We start from the raw sequence: 21,794 nt of genomic DNA, 5'->3' as shown, positions 1-21,794 counted from the left end.
ATCAGGGGCAAACCATGGGCATAAGAAGCGACGTCAACCTGCTGGGCCGCACGCTGGGGCAGGTTTTGAAGGAGCAGGAAGGCGAGGCGTTTTTCGACCTGGTGGAGCGCACACGGGCGCTGGTGCGCGAGGTGCGCGCCGGAGGCAACGACACCGAGCTGCGCGCCATGCTCAGCGGGCTGTCGGGCGAGGACGCGGGCAACCTGGCGCGGGCCTTCACCTGGTATTTCCAGCTGGTCAATCTGGCCGAGGAGTACGAGCGGGTGCGTGTTCTGAGCAGCGCAGAGGGCGTGCGCCCGCAGAGTCTGGAGGGCGCACTGACCGAGCTGAAGGCGCAGGGCCTGAACGCCGCCGAGGCCGAGGTCCTGATCGCGCGGCTGGACCTGGGGCTGACCTTCACCGCCCACCCCACCGAGATGCGGCGGCGCACCATCCGCCAGCACTTGGAAGCGGTGGCGCGCGACCTGCCCACGCTGGAAGACGAGGCCGCGCAGGAACGGGTCGCGGCGCATGTGGAGGCGATGTGGTCTACGCCCGAGCTGCGGCACCTCAAACCCACGGTGCTCGACGAGGTCAAGGGCGGCCTGAATTACATCACCGCGATCTCGGCGGCGCTGCCCACGCTGCAGCGCGACCTCAGCCGGGCCTTCGTGCGGGTCTACGGTCAGGAGTCCGACGCCCGGCTGCCGCTGAGCTTTTCCTCGTGGATGGGCGGTGACCGCGACGGCAACCCCTTCGTGACGCCCGAGGCCACCCGCGAGACGCTCGCCCTGCACCGCGCGCGGGCACGCGAACTGCTGCTCTCGGAACTGCGGCAGGCGTATGCCGACCTCAGCCAGGAGGAGCAGGGCCACGAGCCGTACCGCCACGAACTGCGCGAGCTGCACAACGCCGTGCGTGACGGCCTGCAGGTGGAGCTGCTGCCCCGCCTGCAGGCCCTGGACACCCGGCTGCGCGAGGACGGCCAGCACCGCAGCGCCGACCAATTGCTCACGCCGCTGCTGACGCTGGTGCGGGTCTTCGGGCAGCATCTGGTGAGCCTGGACGTCCGCGAGCACTCGGGCCAGACCGGGGCGGCGGTCGCGGCGCTGCTCGCGGCGGCGGGCGTGGAGGCCGACTACCTGTCCCTGCCCGAACATGCCCGTCAGGAACTGCTCTCGGGCGAACTGCGCTCGCGCCGCCCGCTGTGGCCAGCCGGAGAGGCGCTGACTCCCGAACTGGAAACCGTGATCGGTCCCATCCGCGAGGTCCGGGACGCCGTGGCGCAGGTGGGACCTCGCGCCTTCGGGCGCTACGTCATCAGCATGGCCGAGAGCGTCAGCGACGTGCTCGAGCCGCTGCTGCTGGCCCGCGAGGTGGGACTGCGGGTGCTGCCGGTGCCGCTGTTCGAGACGCTGGACGACTTGGAACGTGCTCCTCAGGTGGTATGGGAACTGCTCGGTCTGCCCGCGTACCGCGCCATCCTGGGAGAGGACGTGCAGGAAATCATGCTGGGCTACTCCGACAGCAACAAGGACGCCGGCTTCCTGGCCGCCAACTGGGCGCTGCACGAGGCCCAGCGCAAGATCAGCGACGTGTGCCGCCGTGCGGGCGTCCGCTGGCGCTTTTTCCACGGGCGCGGCACGAGCATCGGGCGCGGGGGCGGACCGGCCTCGCGGGCCATCCTGGGGCAGCCCGCCGGAACGATTGACGCGGGACTGCGCATCACCGAGCAGGGCGAGGCGCTGGCCGACAAGTACAGCCATCCGGTGCTCGCGCGGCGCAATCTGGAACAGGCGCTGTACGGCCTGCTGCTCTCTGCGGCGCGTCCGGCTCCACCCCTGAGCGAGGAATGGACGGGCGCCATGGACCGCGCCGCAAAGGCCAGCGCCGCCGCCTACCGCGCCCTGGTCCACGACGAGGGCTTTTTGCCCTTCTTCGAGGCGGCCACGCCCATCCACGAGATCTCCCGCCTGAACATCGCCTCGCGCCCCGTTCGGCGGCCCGGCGCACCCACCCTGAATAACCTGCGCGCCATTCCGTGGGTGATGAGCTGGACCCAGATCCGCTCTAACCTGCCCGGCTGGTACGGACTGCGCGAGGGCCTGCAGAGCATCGGGCCGGAGGCGGCGCGGCAGATGTACACCGACTGGCCGTTTTTCCGCACGGTGCTCGACAACGCGCAGATGAGCCTTGCCAAGAGCGACCCGCTGATCTTCGAGGAGTACCTGCGCCTGCTGGGGCCCCACCCGCTGGCCGACCACCTGCAGGCCGCGTACCACGAGACGGTGGCGCTCGTCGAGGCCGCCGTGGGCGGCGAACTGCTGGGCAACGAACCCCGGCTGCGCGAGAGCATCAGCCTGCGCAACCCCTACATCGACCCGATTCACCGCATTCAGGTCGAGCTGCTGCGCCGGGCCCGGGCCGAGGACGGCGGCCTGGATAAATTCGAGCGACCCCTGATGCTCAGCCTGCAGGGCATTGCCGCGGGGGTGCGCAACACCGGCTGAGGCCTCCTGTCCCCGCTGGCCGGGTAACATGGCAATCATGCGCCGATTCGTGCTGGGCGCGCTTCTGCTGACCACAGGTGGTCTGGCAGGCGCGCAATCCTCTGTGCCGTCCTTCGAGGGACAGGTCATCTATCAGGTCATGCCGGACCGCTTCTTCGACGGCGACCCGCAGAACAACGCCGGGGTCAACCGCGACGACCCCCGGGCATGGCATGGCGGCGACCTCGCCGGCCTGACCCAGAAGCTGCCGTACATTCGCCGCCTGGGAGCCACCGCGCTGTGGCTGACGCCTGTATACGCCCAGCAGACGCGCAACTCCTTCGGGACCACGCCGTACCACGGGTACTGGCCCGCCGATTTCCGGGCGGTGGATCCGCATTTCGGGTCGCTGGACACCTTCGCAACCTTCGTGAAGGCGGCCAAGGCTGACGGCCTGCGCGTGGTTCTCGATCAGGTCATCAACCACTATGGGTACGAGGCCGCCGCTGTTCAGAAACATCCGGCGTGGTTCAACGGCGCCGCCGAGTGCGCCGCGACCGGTCAGAAGGACGTGGACTGTCCGCTGGCCGGCCTGCCGGACCTGAAGCAGAGCCAGCCGCAGGTACGCGAGCTGCTGCTGGGCAACGCGGACTTCTGGCGCAAGCAGGGCGTGGACGCCTTCCGCTACGACGCGATCAAGCATGTCGAGAAGCCGTTTCTGGACACCCTGCTCGCCCGCGACCGGCAGGCCGGCACGTGGACCCTGGGCGAGTGGTATGACGCCGACAGCGGCACGGTGGGCGAGTGGCAGCGCGAGGGCTTTGACAGCCTGTTTCTGTTCAGCCTGCAGGCCGCCATGAAGGGCAGCATCATGGCCGGGCAGGGGCTGGACAGCGTGGCGAACGTGCTCGCCCGCCAGGGAGAATTGCCCCGCCCCGGCGAGGTCGCCCTGTTTCTGGACAACCACGACGTGCCGCGCTTTGCCCAGGGTTCGCTGTTCGAGGACGTGGGCCAGACCCGCACGAAATACGGCCTGCGCGCCCTGATGACCCTGCGCGGCGTCCCGGTGATCTGGCAGGGCACCGAGATCGCCATGCGCGGCGGCCCCGATCCCGACAACCGCCGCGACATGCGCTTTGAAGAGCAGTGGACCCCCCAGGAGCGGGAGGTCTTCGAGGTCGCGCGCGGGGCCATCGCCGCCCGCCAGGCCAGCCCGGCCCTGAGCCGCGGCACGCTGACGCTGCTGAAGACGCCCCAGCCCCTGGCCGACGACCTGCTGCTGTTCACCCGCCAGTCCGGGGACCAGACCGTACTCGTGGCGTGGCATGGCGGCAAGGAGCGGCGCACGTACTCCCTGAAGCTGGGCAGCCTGGGCCTCCCGGCCGGGACCGGCCCGCTGGTGCCGTCCCTGTTTGCCGGTCAGGACGCCAAGCTGAGCCGCAGCGGAGGCTACCTGCACCTGAGCCTGCCCGCGCAGGACGCGGCGGCCTTCAGGCTGCCGTAACCCCGGTCGGCCACCGCGCCGGACTTCAGGCGGGCGTGGTGCGTGGCTGGGCCAGCTCCCGGCCCAGCCACGCAGCCGCCCGGTCCACCAACGCCGCCGCCGCCGGCGACACCCCGGTCATGTTGGCAAAGCCGTGGATCATGCCGGGACCGGGCTGGTGTTCGGCGCGGGTGCCCGCCGCCCGCAGCGCCTCCGTATAGGCAACGCCCTCGTCCCGCAGCGGATCAAATTCGGCGGTCAGGACCAGCGCGGGCGGAAGGTCTGTGAGGTCGGCGGCATGCAGCGGCGAGACGTGTGGGTGTGCTCCGTGTGCGGCCTCGGCGAGATACATTTCCCCGAAGAACTTCATGCGCTCCTCGGTCAGGAAGTAGCCGGTACCGTTTTCCTGACGCGAGGGATAACGCCCGGTGTTCACGAAATCAGCGGCCGGATAGATCAGCAGTTGCGCCGCGAGGGTGGGGCCCTGTTCGTCGCGGGCACGCTGAGTCACGGCGATGCACAGGCTCGCGCCCGCGCTGTCCCCCGCCAGCGCCAGCCGGGACGGGTCCGCGCCCAGTTCGGCGGCGTTCGCGGCGGCCCAGGTGAAAGCGGCGTAGGCATCGTCCACCGGGGCCGGAAACTTGTTCTCCGGGGCCAGACGGTATTCCACGCTCAGCACGGCACTTGCCGCACCCGCGCACAGCTCGCGGCACAGCTGATCGTGCGTCTCGATGCTGTAGGCCACAAAGCCGCCGCCGTGGAAGAACACGGTCAGCGGCCAGCCCTGTGCCGGGGCCTCCCCTGGCGGCGTGTACAGTCGGGCCGGAAGCGCACAGGCGGGGCCGGGAATCGTCAGGTCGCGGGTGGACGCCAGGGTGACCGGTCTCCGGGGCACACGGCCCGCGTTGGCGACCACCATCCGGCGCATCTCCTCCAGCCCGGCGGGCTGCGGTGCGGCGGCGAATTGCAAAAGGACGTCTTGCAGGGCGGGATCAAGGGGCATCGCAGAACCTCCAGGAAATTATCGGGGTGAACCGGCATGAACAGAATGCGGGCTGCGGGACCCAGGAAAGTCCTTTCGCAGCCCGACCCTTCCTCCGGCGGTTACAGCACTTCGAACAGACCTGCCGCGCCCATGCCGCCGCCCACACACATGGTCACGACCACATGCTTGGCGCCCCGGCGCTTGCCTTCCAGCAGAACGTGGCCGGTCAGACGTGCGCCGCTCATGCCGTAGGGGTGCCCGATGCTGATGGAACCGCCGTTGACGTTGTACTTTTCCGGGTCGATGCCCAGCGTGTCGCGGCAGTACAGCGCCTGCACCGCAAACGCCTCGTTCAGTTCCCACAGGTCGATGTCGTCCACGCTCAGGCCGTGGCGCTTCAGGAGCTTGGGCACGGCGTAGATCGGGCCGATGCCCATCTCGTCGGGTTCGCAGCCGGCCACCGCAAAGCCCTTGAACAGACCCAGCGGTTCCAGCCCGCGCTCGCGGGCCGTGTCCGCGTTCATCACGACGACCGCCGCCGCGCCGTCACTGAGCTGCGAGGCATTGCCCGCCGTGATCACGCCGCCCTCGAAGACCGGCTTGAGCTTCTGCAGGCCCTCCAGGGTGGTTTCGGGGCGGTTGCCCTCGTCGAGCTTGCGGGTCACTTCCTTGTCGAAAATCTCGCCGGTTTCCTTGTCCTGCACCTTCATGGTGGCGGTCATGGGCACGATCTCGTGATCGAACTTCCCGGCCTGCTGCGCCGCCGCCGTCCGCATCTGCGAGTAGTAGGCGTACTCATCCTGCGCCTCGCGCGAGATGCCGTAGCGCTTGGACACGATTTCTGCCGTCTCCAGCATGGGCATGTAGATGGCCGGCTTGTGCTCCATCAGCCACTCGCCCCGCAGGCGGTACTTGTTGGCATGCTCGTTCTGCGTCAGGGTGATGCTTTCCAGACCGCCCGCCACGAAGACGTCGCCCTGCCCGGCCATGACATGGTTGGCCGCCAGCGCGATGGTGTTCAGGCCGCTGGAGCAGAAGCGGTTGACGGTCACGCCCGCCACGCTGACCGGGAATCCGGCGCGCAGGGCAATCTGGCGGGCAATGTTGGAGCCGGTAGCTCCCTCGGGGTTGCCCGCTCCCATGATCACGTCTTCGATTTCAGAGGGATCAATTCCGGCCCGCCGCACGGCGTGCGTGACGGCGTGTGCGCCCAGATCCGAGCCGTGTGTGTCGTTGAGATAGCCCCGGTAGGCCTTGCCGATGGGGGTGCGGGCGGTGGATACGATGACTGCTTCGGGCATAAGAACTCCTTGGTTGAGGTTGAGCGGTGTGGGGTGCTTTTTCCCTGCAGGGAAACGGTGCGCTGATTCCAGGACGATACTTCATGGTCCTCTTTCACAGGACCTGCCCGCAAGACGCCAGGGCGGGAACAGGTCCCCCGAAAAGAGCCTACTTCTGTTTGTCCCACCCCGAGAACGTGCCGCCCTCATCGGCCAGCTTCTGAAGCAGCGGCGCGGGCGTCTGGCCGTATTTTTTCAGGTCGTCCACCACGTTCTTCAGCCCCTGCTCGTCGGCGTACTGCATCGGGCCGCCGCGGTAGGCCGGAAAGCCGTAGCCGTAGATGTAGATCACGTCGATGTCGCTGGCACGCTGGGCAATGCCCTCTTCCAGAATCTTCGCGCCCTCGTTGACCAAGCTGTAGGTCAGGCGTTTGGTGGCCTCTTCCTGGCCAATCTCGCGGGGGGTGATGCCCTTCTCGGCGCGGTAATCGGCGATCAACTGGGTCATCTCGGCATTGGGCTTGGGCTTGCGGTCCTCGCCGTAGTCATAGATGCCGGCGCTGGTCTTCTGACCCTTGCGGCCACGCTCCACGATGCGGTCCAGCCAGCCGTCGGGCTTGGGCTTGCCCGCAACCTTGGCCTGATGCTGGCGAATGGCGTAGCCGATGTCCAGGCCCGCCATATCGCTCATCTGGAACGGTCCCATCGGCAGGCCCAGCGCGTTCATGGCCGCGTCCACGTCCTCGGGCCGCGCCCCTTCCTCCACCATCTGGCGGGCCTCGTCACCGTAGCGGTGAACCATGCGGTTGCCCACGAAGCCGTCGCACACGCCGACAACCACGCCCACCTTCTTGATCTTCTTGGCCAGGGCCATGCTCGTCGCCAGCACGCTGTCGCTGGTCTTGTCTGCGCGCACGATTTCGAGGAGCTTCATCACGTTCGCCGGAGAAAAGAAGTGCAGGCCGATCACGCTTTCCGGGCGCGAGGTCACGGACGCGATCTCGTTCACGTCCAGCGTGGAGGTGTTGCTCGCCAGGATCGCGCCCGGTTTGGCAATGCCGTCGAGCTTCGTGAAGATCTCCTTCTTCACGTCCATGTTCTCAAAGACCGCCTCGATGATGATGTCGGCGTCTTTGAGATCGCCCATGTCCAGCGTGGGCGTGAGCATGGACATGCGTTTTTCCACGTCGTCCATGCTGATGCGGCCCTTCTTGGCGGTGTTCTCGTAGTTCCTGCGGATCACGCCCAGGCCGCGGTCCAGCGCTTCCTGCTGGGTCTCCACGATGGTGACAGGAATCCCGACATTCAGGAAGTTCATGGCGATGCCGCCGCCCATGGTCCCCGCGCCGATGATGCCTGCCGAGCGGATCTCGGTGGTCGGCGTGTCCTTCGTGATGCCCGGAATCTTGCCCGCCTCGCGCTCGGCGAAGAAGATGTGGCGCAGACCGCGTGACTGCGGGCTGTTCATCGCCTCCAGGAACTTGCTCGCCTCGGCGTCCCAGCCTTCCTGGAAGGGCCTGTTCGCCGCCATCTCGGCCAGATCAATGATCAGCGCCGGGGAGAGCTGGCCGCGGTGCGACTTCTTGATGCCCTGGCGGGCGGCGGCGAAGACCTCGGGGCTGCCGCCTTCCACGCCCTTCTCGCTGATGCGCGGCAGCGGGCGGGCATCGGCATGTTCGCGGGCAAACGCGACGGCTCCGGCGAGCAGATCCCCGTCCACGATCTGGTCGATCAGGCCGAGTTCATGCGCCTCGGCCGCCTTGATGGGATTGCCCGACAGCATCATGTCCAGCGCCTTCTGTGCGCCCACCACACGAGGCAGCCTCTGGGTGCCGCCCGCGCCGGGCAACACGCCCAGCTTGACCTCGGGCAGACCCACCTGCGCTTCCTTGACCGCCACGCGGTAGCTGCAGCCCATCGCGAGCTCCAGCCCGCCGCCCAGCGCCGTGCCGTGGATGGCGGCGACGGTGGGTTTGGCAAAGGCGTCCAGTTTCTCGATGGTGCCGCGCAGGTCGGGGGCTTCCTCACGCGGGCGGCCAAAGGTCTTGATGTCGGCTCCGGCCACGAAGGTGCGTCCACCGCCGATAATGACCACCGCCTTCACGCCGTCATCGGCCGCCGCCGCGTCCAGTCCGGCCTTCAGGCCCTCGGGCACGCCGGGAGAAAAGGCGTTGACCGGCGGGTTGTTGATGGTCAGGATCAGGATTTCGCCGTCACGCGACTGTTGAACCATTTCTGCTGGGGCATTGGTCATGGTGGAACCTCCTTGAGTTGTGCGTTCTGCTGAGGCCCGCATGCTTCCACGCCGTCCGCCTGCGGTCAAATACGTGGACGTTCATAGTTGACGTGCGCGTTCACTTTGTGGGGGACACTCGGCTATGCTGCCTCAATGAGCGAACAGATGACAGCGGTGGTGGTTGAACGCCTGGGTCCCCCCGACGTGATGGAACTCCGTGATATTCCCGTGCCGGTGGCCGGTCCCGGGGAGATCCGCATCAAGGTCGAGGCGGTGGGCATCAACTTTGCCGACGTGCTGGCGGTGGCAGGCGAGTACCTGACGCGCACGCGCGTGCCGTACACGCCGGGCATGGAATTTGCCGGCATCGTGGAGTCGCTGGGCGAAGAGGTCACGAACGTGACGGTCGGGCAGCGGGTGGCCTGCCTGGGCGGCAGCGGAGCCCTCGCAAAATATGCGGTGGCGAAGGCCGCCGCCGTGATTCCAGTGCCCGAGAACTTCACGGGCGCGCAGGCCGCCGCGTTTCCAGTGTCGTATTTCACGGCCTACCACGGCTTGAAAACGCTGGGACGCGGGCAGCCCGGCGAGTGGGTGCTGGTTCAGGCGGCAGCGGGCGCGCTGGGCACCGCGAGCATCCAGCTTGCCAAGGCGCTGGGCATGCAGGTCATAGCCATGGCGAGCACCGAGGAGAAGCTGCAGCTCGCCCGTGACCTCGGCGCCGATGTGACCCTGCTGCAGGACGACCCGGAGCGAGTGCAAAAGGTGCGCGACGCGGCCGGAGGCGGGGGCGTACCCCTGATTCTGGAAGTCGTGGGCGGACCGCGCTTTCAGGAAAGCCTGGACATGGCCGCCGCACAGGGCCGCGTCATCGTGATCGGCAACGCGAGCCGTGAACAGGCTCACCTGCGCCCGGTGGACCTCATGAAGCGCAACCTCACGGTCACGGGCCTGTGGCTGACCAGCCTGATGACCGACCGCGAGGCGACGGCGGCGGCGGCCCAGGCCCTGACCCCGCTGGTCGCCAGCGGTCAGGTCACGCCCCATGTGGGGCCGACGTACGCGCTGAGTGACAGCGCCCGCGCCTTCCAGGACATCCTGGACCGCAAAACCACGGGCAAGGTGGTCATCGAGCCGCAGCGCCTGACCTGACCGGCGGGCAGTCCAGCCGGCCGCCGCCGCCCCGCACAGCGCCGGGGCCGCACGCCTCCACAGGCGATCACGCTTTGATCACGGGTGCCCGTACACAGTACGGACATGAACAGGGTCAGGAGAACAGGGGGACGGGGCCAGCATCCGGTGGCCCTGCTGGTGCCTCCCCGCGCGGACGTGGCGCGCGAACTCGGCGAGGTGTGCCGCCCGCTGAGCTGGGTGCCCAACGCGGTGTATCACGGCGTCATGCGCCGTTTCAGCCTGCCTGGGGTGGTCAGCGGGGTGCTGCGCTGCGAGGACGGGCCGCAGCACCCTGCCGGCTGGCTGATCACGGTCCCCGTGGCTCCCGCCGAACTGCTGACCGGCAGCGCGCGGGCGCGCCACGCCATTGACCACGCCGTGACCCAGGCGCGGGACCTGGGGGCGCAGACGGTGGGGCTGGGCGGGCTGATCGCCACGGCCACCGACGACGGCCGCGTCCTGCAGCACCGCCGGGACATTGGCCTGACCAACGGACACGCCTTCACGGCGGCGATGCTGTTTCAGGGGGTGCAGCGGTTGCTGGGTCTGTGCCCCGTGGGCTGCCGGGTGGCTGTGGTGGACGCCGGCACCGGCCTGGGCCGCAGCCTGACCGGCCTGCTCGCGCGGCGCAGCGCCGGACCGCTGCTGCTTCTGGAGCCGGACGAGGACCGGCGGCGCACCCTGCCCGCCGATCTGGAAGCGTCCCGGACCGAGATCACTCCGGACCTGACGCGCCTCGGCGCAGCAGATCTGGTGGTGCTGCTCGGCCCGGACAATGCAACGCCGCTGGAAGACGGGTTCCTCCGGGCACACCTGAAGCCCGGAGCCATCGTGCTGGACGCGGCACAGCCCCGCCTGACCCGGCCCGAGCTGCTGCTTACCCGCCCCGACGTGCGCGTGGTGGACGGCGGCCTGGTCAGCGCGCCGGGGGTACGGCGCCGGGGCGGCGGGTGGCCCACGGGTCTGCTGTCTGCCGCCCTGGCTGAAACCCTGCTTCTGGGCCTGACCGGGCAACAGGGGCATTTCTCGGTGGGGGCCGCGAGCGTCACCCAGGCCGAGTACCTGCTGGGGTTGGCCCGCCGGTACGCACACCTGGGCTTTCACCTCGCGCCTCCACATTCCTTCGGGCAGCGAATCAACCTGAACCGGCGTTTTGAGCAGGCCAGTTGGAGCGGCTCCGGGGTGGCCCTGGCCTGAACCGCCGCTCCGTTGAAGCTACAGGTTGAAAAAGCGCAGCAGGGGCCGCCACCACGGAATGCCGACCAGCGCCGTCAGCAGGCTCAGGGCCGTCCAGAGGGCCATGCTGCGGAATCGAGCATGGTGAGTGGTGGCGCGCTTGCTCAGGGCAGTGGCAAGGGTGGCGAACACGGCGGCCAGCACGCCCAGCCCCAGGTGTTCCCACTGAAAGCTGGGGCGCGGCGCCCCCGCGAACACCGGAATGTTCTGCATGCCCAGAAGGGCAAACAGCAGCAGGCCCAGCACCAGTTGCAGGTGCACTGTGCCCGCGAACGCCACCACCGGACGCCGGTCGGCGGGTTTGAAGGCGCGGCCGGTGGTCAGGCCAGGAACAGAGCGCAGCAGGGTCCACAGACCGGTCAGCAGCACCAGCCAGCGGTTGAGGTTGTGCAGGGTCAGCAGGATCGTGTAAAGAACAGTCATCGTGAAGGCCTCCAGGGGCAGCGGAACGGAACAGGTTCAGAGCGGCGCGGGCGGGCGCGGATAAAAACGGCGCAGTATCAGAACACCACGGTCTTGTTGCCGTGGACCAGCACGCGGTCCTCGACGTGGGCCTTGACTGCGCGGGCGAGTACCTGCCGCTCCACGTCGCGGCCCAGTCGCATCAGGGTATCGGGCGTTTCCCGGTGGGTCACCGGAATCACGTCCTGGGCAATGATCGGGCCGGCGTCGAGCTCCTCGGTCACGTAATGGCTGGTCGCGCCGATCAGCTTGACGCCCCGGTTAAAGGCCGCGCGGTAGGGGTTCGCGCCCACGAAGGCGGGCAGAAAGCTGTGGTGGATGTTGATCACGGGCCGCCCGAAGCCGCTCAGGAAGTCGCCCGACAGAATCTGCATGTAGCGGGCCAGCACGACGAAGTCCGCGTCGGCCTCCCGCAGCAGCCGGACCTGTTCGGCCTCGGCCTCGGCCTTGTGGTCCTTGCCCACCGGCACAACGTGAAAGGGGATGTCGAACATCTCGGCGTCCCGGCGCAGGTCCTCGTGGTTGCTGATGACCAGCGGAATCGTGACGTTCAGCTCGCCGCGGCGTTTGCGCCACAGCAGGTCCAGAAAACAGTGGTCGTAACGGCTGACCAGAACCGCCATGCGCTTGGGCTCGGCGCGGTAGCTGAGCTGCCAGTCCATCTCGAAGGGGCGCGCCACCACCGAGGAGAAGGCCCGCGTGAAGCCGTCGCGCGCCAGGTCCAGCTCGGCGAGGTGAAACTCCATACGCATGAAGAAGGTGCCGCCTGCGGGATCGGTGCTGTGCTGGTCGCTGTGGATGATGTTCGCGCCGTGGTTGTGCAGAAACTGTGACACCGAGGCCACGATGCCGCCCCGGTCCGGACAGGTGATGGTCAGGGTGGCGGTGTTCAGGGGATCGAGTGTGGAGGGGGCCGGGGCCGTCATGGGGTGCAGGATACGGGAGCGTGACCCCTGCCCCCACCCCCCGGTTTAGCTCAGGCCGCCGCGTGCGTACAGGCCACCGACGAAGAAGGTCAGCAGCACGAAGGCCAGCGAGGCCACCGTGAGCCCCAGCACCTTGAGCGCGCCGTCCCGGACCCCGCGCTGGGGCAGCCAGTAATACAGCATGACCAGCCCCAGCGACCCCAGACCGCCCAGGTAATGCACGTATCTCTGCACGGTGCCCAGGCCCTGGTCCAGCAGTTTGATGCCGATCAGCGCCTGAACCATCAGCGCGATCTGAAAGGCGATCAGCGCCTCGTTCTGCCAGCCGCCCAGCGAGGGGTTGCGGGGTGAATCTGGACCACCCGCGGTCTTGAGGGTAACGAGGCCATGCCAGTTCAAGGCGACGGTAAGCACGGCGGCCAGCACGACAAGGCCGCCGACAGCGTTGTGAAGGGCAGGCGAGATGACGATTTCGTCCATGGTTCAGAACTTCCTGGAAAGAGGCTAGGGATTGACTGACCGGTAGGTAAGCTCAGAAGCCAATCTATCTGTTTTCCCCGGGGGCGTCAAGGAAACTGCAACTCCTCTCACCTGGAGTTCGGGCGTTCAGGTCGGCGGGCCGGGACCGCTCCAGGCGAGGGCGACCACGTCGGCCACCCGCTCTCGTCTTCCCTGTGCTGCTACACGGTCCAGCGCGCGGAACATGCCACAGCAGGCCGAAAAGCACCGCGTCCGGACGTCAGGATTTGAGTGCGGGCTCGGGCGAGGGATCACGCTTCCAGTCGAGGTAGGAGGCATAGGTCAGCCACGCGCCCATCCCGACCAGGGCCGTGAGCAGGCCCACCGGGACCACCCACGGGAATAGCCAGTCCAGCGGTGCGGCGGCACTCACCCCAGCCAGGACCACGCCGAGACCGGTCAGCCACACGGCCGAGCGGCGCTGGGAGGCGAACCACGCCCGGCGGCTGCGGAACACCCAGGGAGTACGCAGGCCCACGAACACGCTGGGCTGCGCGCGGCCCATGACATTGCCCAGCAACGTGAACAACAGGCCTACGCCGATCAGGACCGCCCGCACCGTTTCCCAGTCCAGGGCACGCGAGAGGGTCGCGAGCAGGGCCAGCAGCCCCAGCCCCAGCCGCGCCGTTCTCAGCACCGGGGCGTTGGCCCGGTCCGGTCCGGAGCGCTGCACAAGCCACAGCAGCGCCGCCGCGCCCAGCAGAACCAGGGGCAGCAGAAACAGGGCCTCGAACGGCGTGCCGTACCGGTCGGGGAGACCGTCCACCCCCCAGTGCACCGGGACGCGGGCGGGCAGGCGCGGATAGGTCAGGGCGGCGATGGCGCCGGTCAGGACAAAACTCAGGATGGTGGGCCATTCCTTGACGTTCATGGGGTCTCCTCCGGGTCGGTCGGCACGGACGGGGGGGGTGAGGAAGGCTGTGGATCTCCCGGCGATACGCCGAACAGCTCCAGCAGACCCGCCGAAACCTCCTGAAAGACGGTGGTGTTCAGGCGATAGATCAGAAAGGTGCCGCGTTTTTCTGATCTCACCAGGGCGGCGGCGCGCAGCACCGCAAAGTGACCGCTGAGCGTACTCCTGGTCAGCGGAAACAGCTCGGCGAGTTCGCCGGCGGTCTTCTCACCGCCGCGCAGCGCCCTCAGGATCTCGCGGCGGGTGGGATCGGCCAGAGCCTTGAAGACCTCGTTCATGGGTGCCCGGCGCTCATGGCGTGGACGGCTTGCTCAGATTGGCCTTCAGAAAGGTGGCGATGGGGGGCAGCAGATCCGGGCTGAAGGGCACGCTGGCGTCCGCGTAGGACCGCTGATTCAACGCCATGTCCTCGCCCACCTGCTTGAGCACATGATTCATGCCGGGCACCAGCAGCAGTGGGGCTTCGGGGCGGGCCTGTGCCAGCCGCCGGGCATCCTCCGGCGTGACCTGCAGGTCGCTGGTGCCCTGCACGATCATCACCGGGGCCGGCAGCGTCTTGATCAGCCGGGCCGGCTCGTACCGGAAGGCCGAGATCAGAAACGGCTGCACGCTGGGCCGGAACAGGGGGGCCAGGACCGGCGTGACCTCGTTCACCCGGCGTCCGGCGCGCAGTTCGGCCAGGATGTGGTTCACCTCGGCCCTGAGTTGCGGTGGGTTGGCCGGATTGGCTCCGATCTGCCGGGCAAGCACATCGGCCATATTCTCGCCCGGTCCGGCGATGGTCACGACTGCCCCGGCTTCCCCGGCCTGTGCCGCGGCCAGGGCGATCAGGGCGCCCTCGCTGTGCCCCACGAGTCCCAGCCCCCGGACCCGTGCGTCCGCCTTCAGCTGCCGCAGCCACGCAGCGGCGTCATTCACAAAGTCGCCGAACACCAGATCCTCTTCCTTCATGTAGGTTCCCGCCGGGGGCATGCTCTGGCCCACGCCACGCTTGTCGTACCGCACGCTGGCAATACCCAGTTTCGCCAGCCCCTGGGCCAGCTCCTGCAGGCTGTTGTTGGCACCGGGCATGGCGGCGCTGTTGCCGTTCCGGTCGGTCGGTCCCGAACCGGCAACGATCAGGACGGTGGGCCAGGGAGCCGGCGTGTCCGGGGTTTCCAGGGTGCCGCGCAGGGTCAGGCCGGGAACTTCCACGGACACGGGGGCAGAGGCTGCGGCGGCAAATCCGCCCACGATCAGGGACAGGGTCAGCAGTGAGAGTCGCATGTTCGCTCCTTGTTTGATTATTTCGCCAATTACCGAAATTATAGGCGGCAGACAGAAGTGGGTCAAATCCGCCATTCGGCTTATGGAGTCCGGTGGAACCTCAGTCTGCCGCTGCAGCCGCCACTGTCCGGGCCCGCAGGGTCAGGGTGAACACCAGGGCGGCCGCCACCAGGGCCAGCGCCAGAAAGTACGCGAGGCGCAGCCCCTCGGCCAGCGCGGCGCCGCCGTCCTTGATGGCCGCCTCGCCGATGATCAGGGCCATCACCGTCACGCCCAGCGCCCCGCCCATCTGGCGCGCGAACAGCACGCCGCTGGTCACGGCGCCGAGTTCGCCCTGCGCGGCCGCTCCCTGGGCCGAGAGCAGCAGCGAGAGCATGGAAAAGCCCATGCCGGTGCCCACCACAAACCCCAGCGCCGAGGTGACCCACAGCGGCGCGTGCACGGTAAAGGTGAGTGCGGCGAACACCGCGACCAGCACCGCAAAGCCCAACTGTGAGATGCGGGCCAGGGGAATGCGCCGCATCAGCCGGGCAGCGAGGATGCTCGCCAGCGTCCACCCGACCAGCGCCGGGGTCAGGATGGCGCCCGCTGCCGTCGCGCCCCGACCGGTCACGCCCTGGGCATACAGCGGCAGATAGGCGATGACTCCGAAGTACGCCGCGCCGCCCAGCAGGTTGCCCAGAAAGGCCACACGCGGAATCTGCTCGCGCAACGCAGACATAGGCAGCAGCGGGGAGGCATGGCGGCCCTCGACCCACAGCGCCCCGGCCAGGGTCAGCACGCCCGCCGCCACCGCCCACCACACCCGGAGTTCCAGGCCCCAGATCAGCAGCGCACTGCCCGACGTGAACAGGGCCGCGCCGGTCCAGTCCAGCCGTGCCTGACGCCGCACACCCGACTGGCGCAGGTGCCGGGCCACCATCACAAAGGCGGCCACCCCAAAGGGCAGAGATACGAAAAAGGTCCAGCGCCACGACCACGTCTCGGTGAGCCAGCCGCCCAGCAGCGGCCCCACCAGACCGCTGATGCCCCACACGCCGCTGAACAGCGCCTGCACCCGCCCGCGCTGTTCCAGGGTGTACAGCTCGCCCACAATGGTCAGTGCGATGGACAGCAGCGCCCCTGCCCCCAGTCCCTGCAGGGCCCGCGCCCCGATCAGCCAGCCCATGCTCTGCGCCGCGCCGCACAGCACGCTGCCCAGCAAGAACAGCACCATTCCGCTGAGGTACAGCTTCTTGCGCCCGACGATGTCCGAACCCCGGCCCCACAGTGGACTGGACACGGTACTGGTCAGCAGATAGGCCGCAAACGGCAGCGCATACAGCGCCTCGCCGCGCAGGTCGCTGATCACGCTGGGCATGGCGCTGGCGACCACGCTGGACTCCAGGGCATTCAGAAACACCCCCAGAATCAGGCCCACGGTCGCCAGCTTGCGCGCCCGGTCCAGGGCCGCCTGATCGTGCGGCTGCACGGCCGGAGGAGCGGAGGGGGCAGTCGTGGGCGGCGGTGTCACGCGGGCCAGCGTACTCCTGCACTCCCGCTCCCAACGGTGGGCACACGCACCGGAACCCACGGCAAAGTCTTCACCATTGAGCAATGCTTGGCAGTACCTCCCCCCACCACACCTTTGGCCTACCCTGGATGCCATGACCATGCAAATGCGGAATCTGGGGGCCACCGGCCTGAGCGTCAGCGAGATCGGCTACGGCGCGTGGGGAATAGGGGCAGACATGTGGAAGGGAGCGCAGGACGACGAGAGCCTGGAGGCGCTGCGCCGCTACCTGTCGCTGGGCGGCAATTTTATCGACACGGCGATGGGGTACGGCGACGGCCACAGCGAGCGCCTGGTCGGACAGGCTGCCCGCGACTTTCCGGGCACCCTGGTCGCCACCAAGATCAGCCCCAAGAACGGTCAGTGGCCCGCCCGGCCCGGCGTTCCGGCCGACGAGGCCTTTCCCGGCGAACACGTGATCCGGATGACCGAGGCCAGCCTGCAGCGGCTGGGCCTGCCGCGCATTGACGTGCAGCAGTTTCACGTCTGGAACGATTCGTGGCTGGGTCAGGGAGACTGGCAGGACGCGGTCCAGCAGCTCAAGCAGGACGGCAAGATCGGCCATTTCGGCATCAGCATCAACGACCACCAGCCCGACAACGCTGTCAAGGCGGTGGAGGCCGGCGTGGTGGAAACGGTGCAGGTGATTTACAACGTTTTCGACCAGTCGCCGCAGGACCGCCTGCTCGACGCCTGCCTCGCCAACGGCGTCGGCGTGATTGTGCGCGTGGCGCTGGACGAGGGCAGCCTGACCGGGACCATCACCGCCGGCACCGAGTTCCCCGAGGGCGACTGGCGCAACCACTACTTCGGCGGCAACCGCAAGGCCGAGTTACAGCCGCGCCTGCGCGCCATCGAGAGCGACCTGGGCATCAACAGCGCCCAGCTGGCCGAGACCTCACTGCGCTTCGTGCTCAGCCACCGCGCCGTCAGCACCGTGATCGTGGGCATGCGCAGCGTCCGCAACGTGGAGCGCAACGTCGCCATTGCCGACGGCCAGGGCCTCCCGGCCGAGGACGTGGCCCGGCTATACGCCCACCGCTGGGACCGCAACTGGTACAACCCGGCGGAATAAGTAGGGCCAGATACATTAGGAGAAGCGGTGGCGCACATCTGCAGCGCCACCGCTTCTTGTGTCCCCTTCCCCAGACGCCGGCCTATACCGCCGCACCCTCCGCGTCCGCGTCCCGCCGCTGCATCAGCATGGTCCGCTTGCACTGCGCGACCACCTCACCGCGCTGGTTGAGGGCGCGGTGTTCCACGGTAACCAGACCCTGATGCGGGCGGGACTTGCTGCCCCTGGCCTCCAGCACCTCGGATTCAGCGTGGATGGTGTCTCCGTGGAACACCGGCTTCGGAAAGACCACATCGGTCATGCCCAGATTCGCCACCAGCGTGCCCAGCGTCAGCTCGTGGACGCTGAGGCCCACGAGCAGGCTGAGGGTCAGCAGGCTGTTCACCAGCGGCTGCCCGAACTCGGTCGCGGCGGCGTATTCGTGGTCCAGGTGCAGCGGCTGGGGATTCATGGTCAGGGTGGTGAACAGCACGTTGTCGGCCTCGGTCAGCGTGCGCCGGACGCGGTGACGGATCACGGTGCCGGGAGTCAGTTCCTCGAAGTAGCGGCCCTGTGGGCGGTTCAGGTCTTCATTCATCGGCGGCCTCCGGGGCCTGGGCGAGCAGCGCGCGGGCGGCGCCCAGCATAGGTTCGTCCACCATCTGGCCCTCGAAGCTGAAGGCTCCGTGGCCGGCCTGGGCCGCCGCGTGCGCCGCGGCCAGCACCGCGCGGGCGCGGGCCACCTCGGCGGGCGTGGCTCCGAACACGTCGTGCGCCAGCTCCACCTGGGCCGGATGGATGCACAGCTTGCCGCTGTAGCCTAGGGCGCGGCCCTGCTCAGCGTCGGCGCGGAAACCGGGTTCGTCGTTCAGCGCCGTGACCACGATGTCCAGGGCGGGCACCCCGGCCAGCCGCGCCGCCAGCGCCACCCTCGAGCGGGCGAACAGCACTTCCTGGTTGCCGACGGTGCGCCGTCCCCCCAGGTCGGTGGTGTAGTCCTCGGCACCGAAATAGGCCCAGGCCACTGCCGGCTCTTTGAGGATCTCCAGCGCGTTCCACACGCCCGCGCCGGTTTCCAGTCCGGCCAGAATCGGCAGGGACAGGCCCCGCGCCTGCAGCGCCCCGGTCACGATCTGCACGTCCGCCGCCGATTCCAGCTTGGGCACAACCACCCCGGCCAGTTCAGGAGTCAGCACCGCCAGATCCTCTGCGAAGTACGGCGAGTGCGGCGCATTCACCCGCAGAAACACCGCCAGGTGCGGCGCCTCTGCGATCAGGGCGCGGACGGCGTCCCGCGCGATGGGCCGGGCCTGCGCCTTGGCCTCGGCATTCCCAGGAATGGCGTCCTCCAGATCAACGACCACAGCGTCGGGTCGGCGGCGCGGCAGCTTGGCAATCAGGTCGGCGCGGTTGCCGGGCGCGAACAGCACGCTGCGGGGACGCCGCATGGGCGCGGCCGTCATACCGGCCTCCAGCGGCACAAACAAACGTTCGTTGCACTCATGCCCCGGAGCATAGCGCCGCCGGCCTCTCCCATCCTGCCTAGCCGCGCCGTTGACCCCCTCACCGTGCGCCCGCTACACTTGCGGGCATGTTCGCGGCGCTGCGCAACAATGATGATAACGATCCCTGCTAGGGGACGTCCGCGCCGCTTCCACGCCCCCGACCCCCCGCACCGGAGTCGGGGGCTTTTCGTACACCGGTTTCCATCCGAACCGTTCAAAGGAGAGCCCGCCATGACCACCGAACCCCAGTCCCCCCAGGTTCCATCCGTATCCGCTCTCACCCTGCCCCGGACCCTCACCCGCCAGCTGAACCAGCACGATGGACAGCGCGTGCGGCTGCTGGGCTTTGTCCATGCCCGGCGTGACCTGGGCGGGGTGCAGTTTCTGGTGCTGCGCGACGTCTCGGGCATCACGCAGTGCGTGGGCAGCGGCCTGCACCTGCCCCTGCCCGAGAGCAGCGTGGAGGTCGTCGGGCGGGTCAAGGCCCACCCCAAGGCGCCGGGCGGGTACGAGGTCCAGGTCGAGGAATTCCGGGTGATCAGCGCCGCCGTGGAGGCCCCCCCGCTGGAGATTCCCAAGATGGAGTGGAACGTCAACCCCGAGACCATGCTGGACTACCGTTATGTCTCGGTGCGTGGACTGCGCGAGCGGGCGGCCCTGAAGGTGCAGGGAGAGATCGTGTACGCCTTTCACACCTACCTGCGCGAACAGGGCTTTACCGAGATCAGCACGCCCAAGATCGTCTCGGCGGGGGCCGAGGGCGGGGCCAACCTGTTCAAGCTGGACTACTTCGGCGAGCAGGCGTACCTGGCCCAGAGTCCGCAGCTGTACAAACAGATCATGGTGGGCGTGTTCGAGCGCGTCTATGAGGTCGCCCCGGTGTACCGCGCCGAGGAACACGCCACCAGCCGCCACCTCAACGAGTACCTGTCGCTGGACGTGGAGATGGGCTTCATTCACGACGAGGAAGATGTCATGACGCTGCAAAATGGCCTGCTCACGGCCATCATGCAGCGCCTGAAGGACACCTGCGCCGCCGAATTCGAGCTGCTGGGCGCGACCCTTCCCGACGTTCCGGCGCACATTCCACGCATCCCCCTGCTGGAAGCCCGGCAGCTGGTGACCGAGAAGTTCGGACACGTGGTGGGCGGCAAGGACCTCGACCCCGAAGCCGAACGCCTGCTGTCCCAGCACTTTGCCGAGACGCAGGGCAGCGACTTCGTGTTCGTCACCAAGTACCCGCGCGCCGCCCGGCCCTTCTATGCCCACCCCGAACTGGAGACCGACGGCACGCCCCGCACCGACCTCACGCGCGGGTACGACCTGCTGTTCCGGGGCATCGAGATCACCTCCGGCGGACAGCGCATCCATGACTACGCGATGCTGATGGACTCGATCCGCGCTTACAAGATGAACCCCGAAGCCATGACCGGCTATTCCGAGGTGTTCAAGCACGGCATGCCCCCGCACGGCGGCTTTGCCATCGGGGCCGAGCGCCTGACCGCCAAGCTGCTGGGCATCGCCAACGTGCGCTACGCCCGCGCCTTCCCGCGGGACCGCCACCGCCTGACGCCCTGAGCGCGGACCACAGAAAGAGAAAAGAAGGTGGAGGACGCCCAGTACGGCGTCCTCCACCTTCTTTTCTCGCGTTCGTGCTGGCCTAGCGGCCAGCTTCAGCCGTGGTCGTGTTCCATCTCCGGGGTGTGGGCGTGGCCGTGTTCCAGTTCCTCGGCGGTGGCCTCACGCACGCCCACCACGGTCACGTCGAAGGTCAGGACTTGGCCGGCCAGCGGGGGGTTGAAGTCCACCTTGACGTTGTCACCATCAATCTCCAGCACCGTGAAGGGAATCACGCTGCCGTCCTCGGCCTGGGCGTAGTAGGTCTCGCCGATTTCGACGTCGTCCTCGAAATCCTCGCGGGCCAGTTCCTCCACGTTGTCCTCGTCGCGCGGGCCGTAGCCGTCTTCCGGCTGGATGATCTCCTGGAACATGTCGCCCGCCATCTTGCCTTCCAGCGCCCGCTCCAGCCCCGGAATGATGTTGCTGTGGCCCTGCAGGTAGGTCAGGGGTTCACCCGGCTCGCTGCGGTCTACGATCTCACCGTCCACGGTCAAGGTGTAATCAATTTCAACTACGGTGTCCTGGGTAATCTTCATAAGTCCTCCATTATGCCTGGAATCGGCGGTGAATAGGTCGGGAGACGGACCCGGGGGACGGGGGGGAAGCGAGGCGTGGCCGTACTCCAGTTCCTCGGCGCTGGCCCCGCGCACACTGACCACCGTGACCTCGAAGTCCAGCGTCCGGCCCGCGAGCGGGGGATTGAAGTCCACCTTCACGCGCTCGCCGTTCACCTCGAGCACCGTGAAGGTCAGGACGCGGCCGTCCTCGGCGGGGGTGTAATACGCGGCGCCGACCTCGATGTCGTCCTCGAAGTCCTCGCGGGCCAGTTGCTCCACAAGATCCTCGCTGTACGCGCCATACCCATCCTCGGGCAGCACGGTCGCGTGCAGGGTATCCCCCGCCCGCTGACCCTCCAGCGCCCGTTCCAGCCCCGGAATGATGTTGTCGTGACCGTGCAGATAGATCAGCGGTTCGCCGGGTTCGCTGCGGTCCACGACCTCGCCGTCCACGGTCAGGGTGTACTCGAGTTCCACCACGGTGTCCTGGCTGATCTTCATGACATCTCCCCTATCCCGGGTCCCGGGTCCGGCGGCTCGCCCGGACGGGTTTCCGGAGCGA

Annotated in this window: 19 protein-coding genes and 1 pseudogene; 6 read left to right on the top strand and 14 right to left on the bottom strand. The window is 68.1% G+C overall.

The annotated features are described in order from the left end of the window. Positions 1-14: 14 nt before the first annotated feature. Both IEY21_RS08585 and IEY21_RS08580 read left to right on the top strand, forming a co-directional pair. Positions 15-2,489 (top strand): phosphoenolpyruvate carboxylase, encoded by a 2,475-nt coding sequence (locus IEY21_RS08585; RefSeq protein ID WP_188903386.1) that lies wholly within the window; start codon positions 15-17, stop codon positions 2,487-2,489. Positions 2,490-2,526: 37 nt separating this feature from the next. Then, complete coding sequence (locus IEY21_RS08580; RefSeq protein WP_188903384.1) at positions 2,527-3,972, top strand: alpha-amylase family glycosyl hydrolase; 1,446 nt, start codon at positions 2,527-2,529, stop codon at positions 3,970-3,972. Positions 3,973-3,997: 25 nt separating this feature from the next. On the opposite strand, the gene IEY21_RS08575 is transcribed toward IEY21_RS08580, so the two are convergent. From IEY21_RS08575 to IEY21_RS08565, 3 genes are all read right to left on the bottom strand, one after another. Then, on the bottom strand, positions 3,998-4,954 hold the full coding sequence (locus IEY21_RS08575) for an alpha/beta hydrolase (protein WP_188903381.1): 957 nt from the start codon (positions 4,952-4,954) through the stop codon (positions 3,998-4,000). Between the two features lie 101 nt (positions 4,955-5,055). Further along, entirely contained in the window at positions 5,056-6,237 is a 1,182-nt protein-coding gene (locus IEY21_RS08570; protein WP_188903379.1) for an acetyl-CoA C-acyltransferase, read from the bottom strand. 148 nt (positions 6,238-6,385) lie between these two features. Further along, the gene (locus tag IEY21_RS08565; protein ID WP_229752984.1) at positions 6,386-8,470 is read right to left on the bottom strand and encodes a 3-hydroxyacyl-CoA dehydrogenase NAD-binding domain-containing protein; all 2,085 of its coding nucleotides are present in this window, start codon (positions 8,468-8,470) and stop codon (positions 6,386-6,388) included. Positions 8,471-8,605: 135 nt separating this feature from the next. Between IEY21_RS08565 and IEY21_RS08560 the strand changes: the two genes are divergently transcribed. Then, positions 8,606-9,601 carry an NADPH:quinone oxidoreductase family protein gene (locus IEY21_RS08560; RefSeq protein ID WP_188903377.1) on the top strand — a complete coding sequence of 332 codons (996 nt, stop codon included), beginning with the start codon at positions 8,606-8,608 and terminating at the stop codon, positions 9,599-9,601. A 105-nt stretch (positions 9,602-9,706) separates the two neighbouring features. Further along, a complete protein-coding gene (locus tag IEY21_RS08555; protein ID WP_188903375.1) occupies positions 9,707-10,819 on the top strand; it encodes a semialdehyde dehydrogenase in 1,113 nt (370 codons plus the stop codon). A gap of 18 nt (positions 10,820-10,837) precedes the next feature. Here the strand turns inward: IEY21_RS08555 and IEY21_RS08550 are convergent, their stop codons facing one another. From IEY21_RS08550 to IEY21_RS08520, 7 genes are all read right to left on the bottom strand, one after another. Then, positions 10,838-11,281, bottom strand: a complete 444-nt coding sequence (locus tag IEY21_RS08550) for a hypothetical protein (protein ID WP_188903373.1) — start codon at positions 11,279-11,281, stop codon at positions 10,838-10,840. Between the two features lie 77 nt (positions 11,282-11,358). Continuing rightward, positions 11,359-12,246 (bottom strand): formyltetrahydrofolate deformylase, encoded by an 888-nt coding sequence (gene purU, locus IEY21_RS08545; protein WP_188903371.1) that lies wholly within the window; start codon positions 12,244-12,246, stop codon positions 11,359-11,361. 45 nt (positions 12,247-12,291) lie between these two features. Further along, a complete protein-coding gene (locus IEY21_RS08540) occupies positions 12,292-12,726 on the bottom strand; it encodes a hypothetical protein (RefSeq protein ID WP_188903369.1) in 435 nt (144 codons plus the stop codon). A 259-nt stretch (positions 12,727-12,985) separates the two neighbouring features. Then, positions 12,986-13,636, bottom strand: coding sequence for a DUF1648 domain-containing protein (locus tag IEY21_RS08535; protein ID WP_188903367.1), 651 nt, complete (start codon positions 13,634-13,636; stop codon positions 12,986-12,988). Next, entirely contained in the window at positions 13,633-13,956 is a 324-nt protein-coding gene (locus IEY21_RS08530; protein WP_188903365.1) for an autorepressor SdpR family transcription factor, read from the bottom strand. Before IEY21_RS08530 ends, IEY21_RS08535 begins: the two co-directional genes overlap by 4 nt. A 13-nt stretch (positions 13,957-13,969) precedes the next feature. After that, positions 13,970-14,944 carry an alpha/beta hydrolase family protein gene (locus tag IEY21_RS08525; RefSeq protein WP_188903363.1) on the bottom strand — a complete coding sequence of 325 codons (975 nt, stop codon included), beginning with the start codon at positions 14,942-14,944 and terminating at the stop codon, positions 13,970-13,972. 100 nt (positions 14,945-15,044) lie between these two features. Further along, on the bottom strand, positions 15,045-16,457 hold the full coding sequence (locus tag IEY21_RS08520; protein ID WP_373290498.1) for an MDR family MFS transporter: 1,413 nt from the start codon (positions 16,455-16,457) through the stop codon (positions 15,045-15,047). A gap of 139 nt (positions 16,458-16,596) precedes the next feature. Between IEY21_RS08520 and IEY21_RS08515 the strand changes: the two genes are divergently transcribed. Next, complete coding sequence (locus IEY21_RS08515) at positions 16,597-17,571, top strand: aldo/keto reductase (RefSeq protein WP_188903475.1); 975 nt, start codon at positions 16,597-16,599, stop codon at positions 17,569-17,571. 82 nt (positions 17,572-17,653) lie between these two features. Here IEY21_RS08515 and IEY21_RS08510 read toward each other — a convergent pair whose 3' ends face one another. Together IEY21_RS08510 and IEY21_RS08505 are read right to left on the bottom strand one after the other, a co-directional pair. After that, complete coding sequence (locus IEY21_RS08510; protein WP_188903361.1) at positions 17,654-18,148, bottom strand: MaoC family dehydratase; 495 nt, start codon at positions 18,146-18,148, stop codon at positions 17,654-17,656. Next, positions 18,141-19,013 carry an HpcH/HpaI aldolase/citrate lyase family protein gene (locus IEY21_RS08505; RefSeq protein WP_229752983.1) on the bottom strand — a complete coding sequence of 291 codons (873 nt, stop codon included), beginning with the start codon at positions 19,011-19,013 and terminating at the stop codon, positions 18,141-18,143. Before IEY21_RS08505 ends, IEY21_RS08510 begins: the two co-directional genes overlap by 8 nt. Positions 19,014-19,286: 273 nt before the next feature. Here IEY21_RS08505 and aspS point away from each other — a divergent pair, with 273 nt between their 5' ends. Beyond that, the gene (gene aspS, locus IEY21_RS08500; RefSeq protein ID WP_188903359.1) at positions 19,287-20,633 is read left to right on the top strand and encodes an aspartate--tRNA(Asn) ligase; all 1,347 of its coding nucleotides are present in this window, start codon (positions 19,287-19,289) and stop codon (positions 20,631-20,633) included. A gap of 95 nt (positions 20,634-20,728) precedes the next feature. On the opposite strand, the gene IEY21_RS08495 is transcribed toward aspS, so the two are convergent. Next, positions 20,729-21,211 (bottom strand): FKBP-type peptidyl-prolyl cis-trans isomerase, encoded by a 483-nt coding sequence (locus IEY21_RS08495; protein WP_188903471.1) that lies wholly within the window; start codon positions 21,209-21,211, stop codon positions 20,729-20,731. 324 nt (positions 21,212-21,535) lie between these two features. Next, a pseudogene (locus tag IEY21_RS17110) lies at positions 21,536-21,733 on the bottom strand (FKBP-type peptidyl-prolyl cis-trans isomerase); the annotation flags it as partial. Between the last annotated feature and the right edge of the window lie 61 nt (positions 21,734-21,794).

Origin of the sequence: Deinococcus aerophilus, from assembly GCF_014647075.1 — a bacterium.
Lineage (GTDB): Bacteria > Deinococcota > Deinococci > Deinococcales > Deinococcaceae > Deinococcus > Deinococcus aerophilus.
Note: the sequence above shows the minus strand (reverse complement) of the source record. Positions and strands in the feature narration are given on the sequence as shown.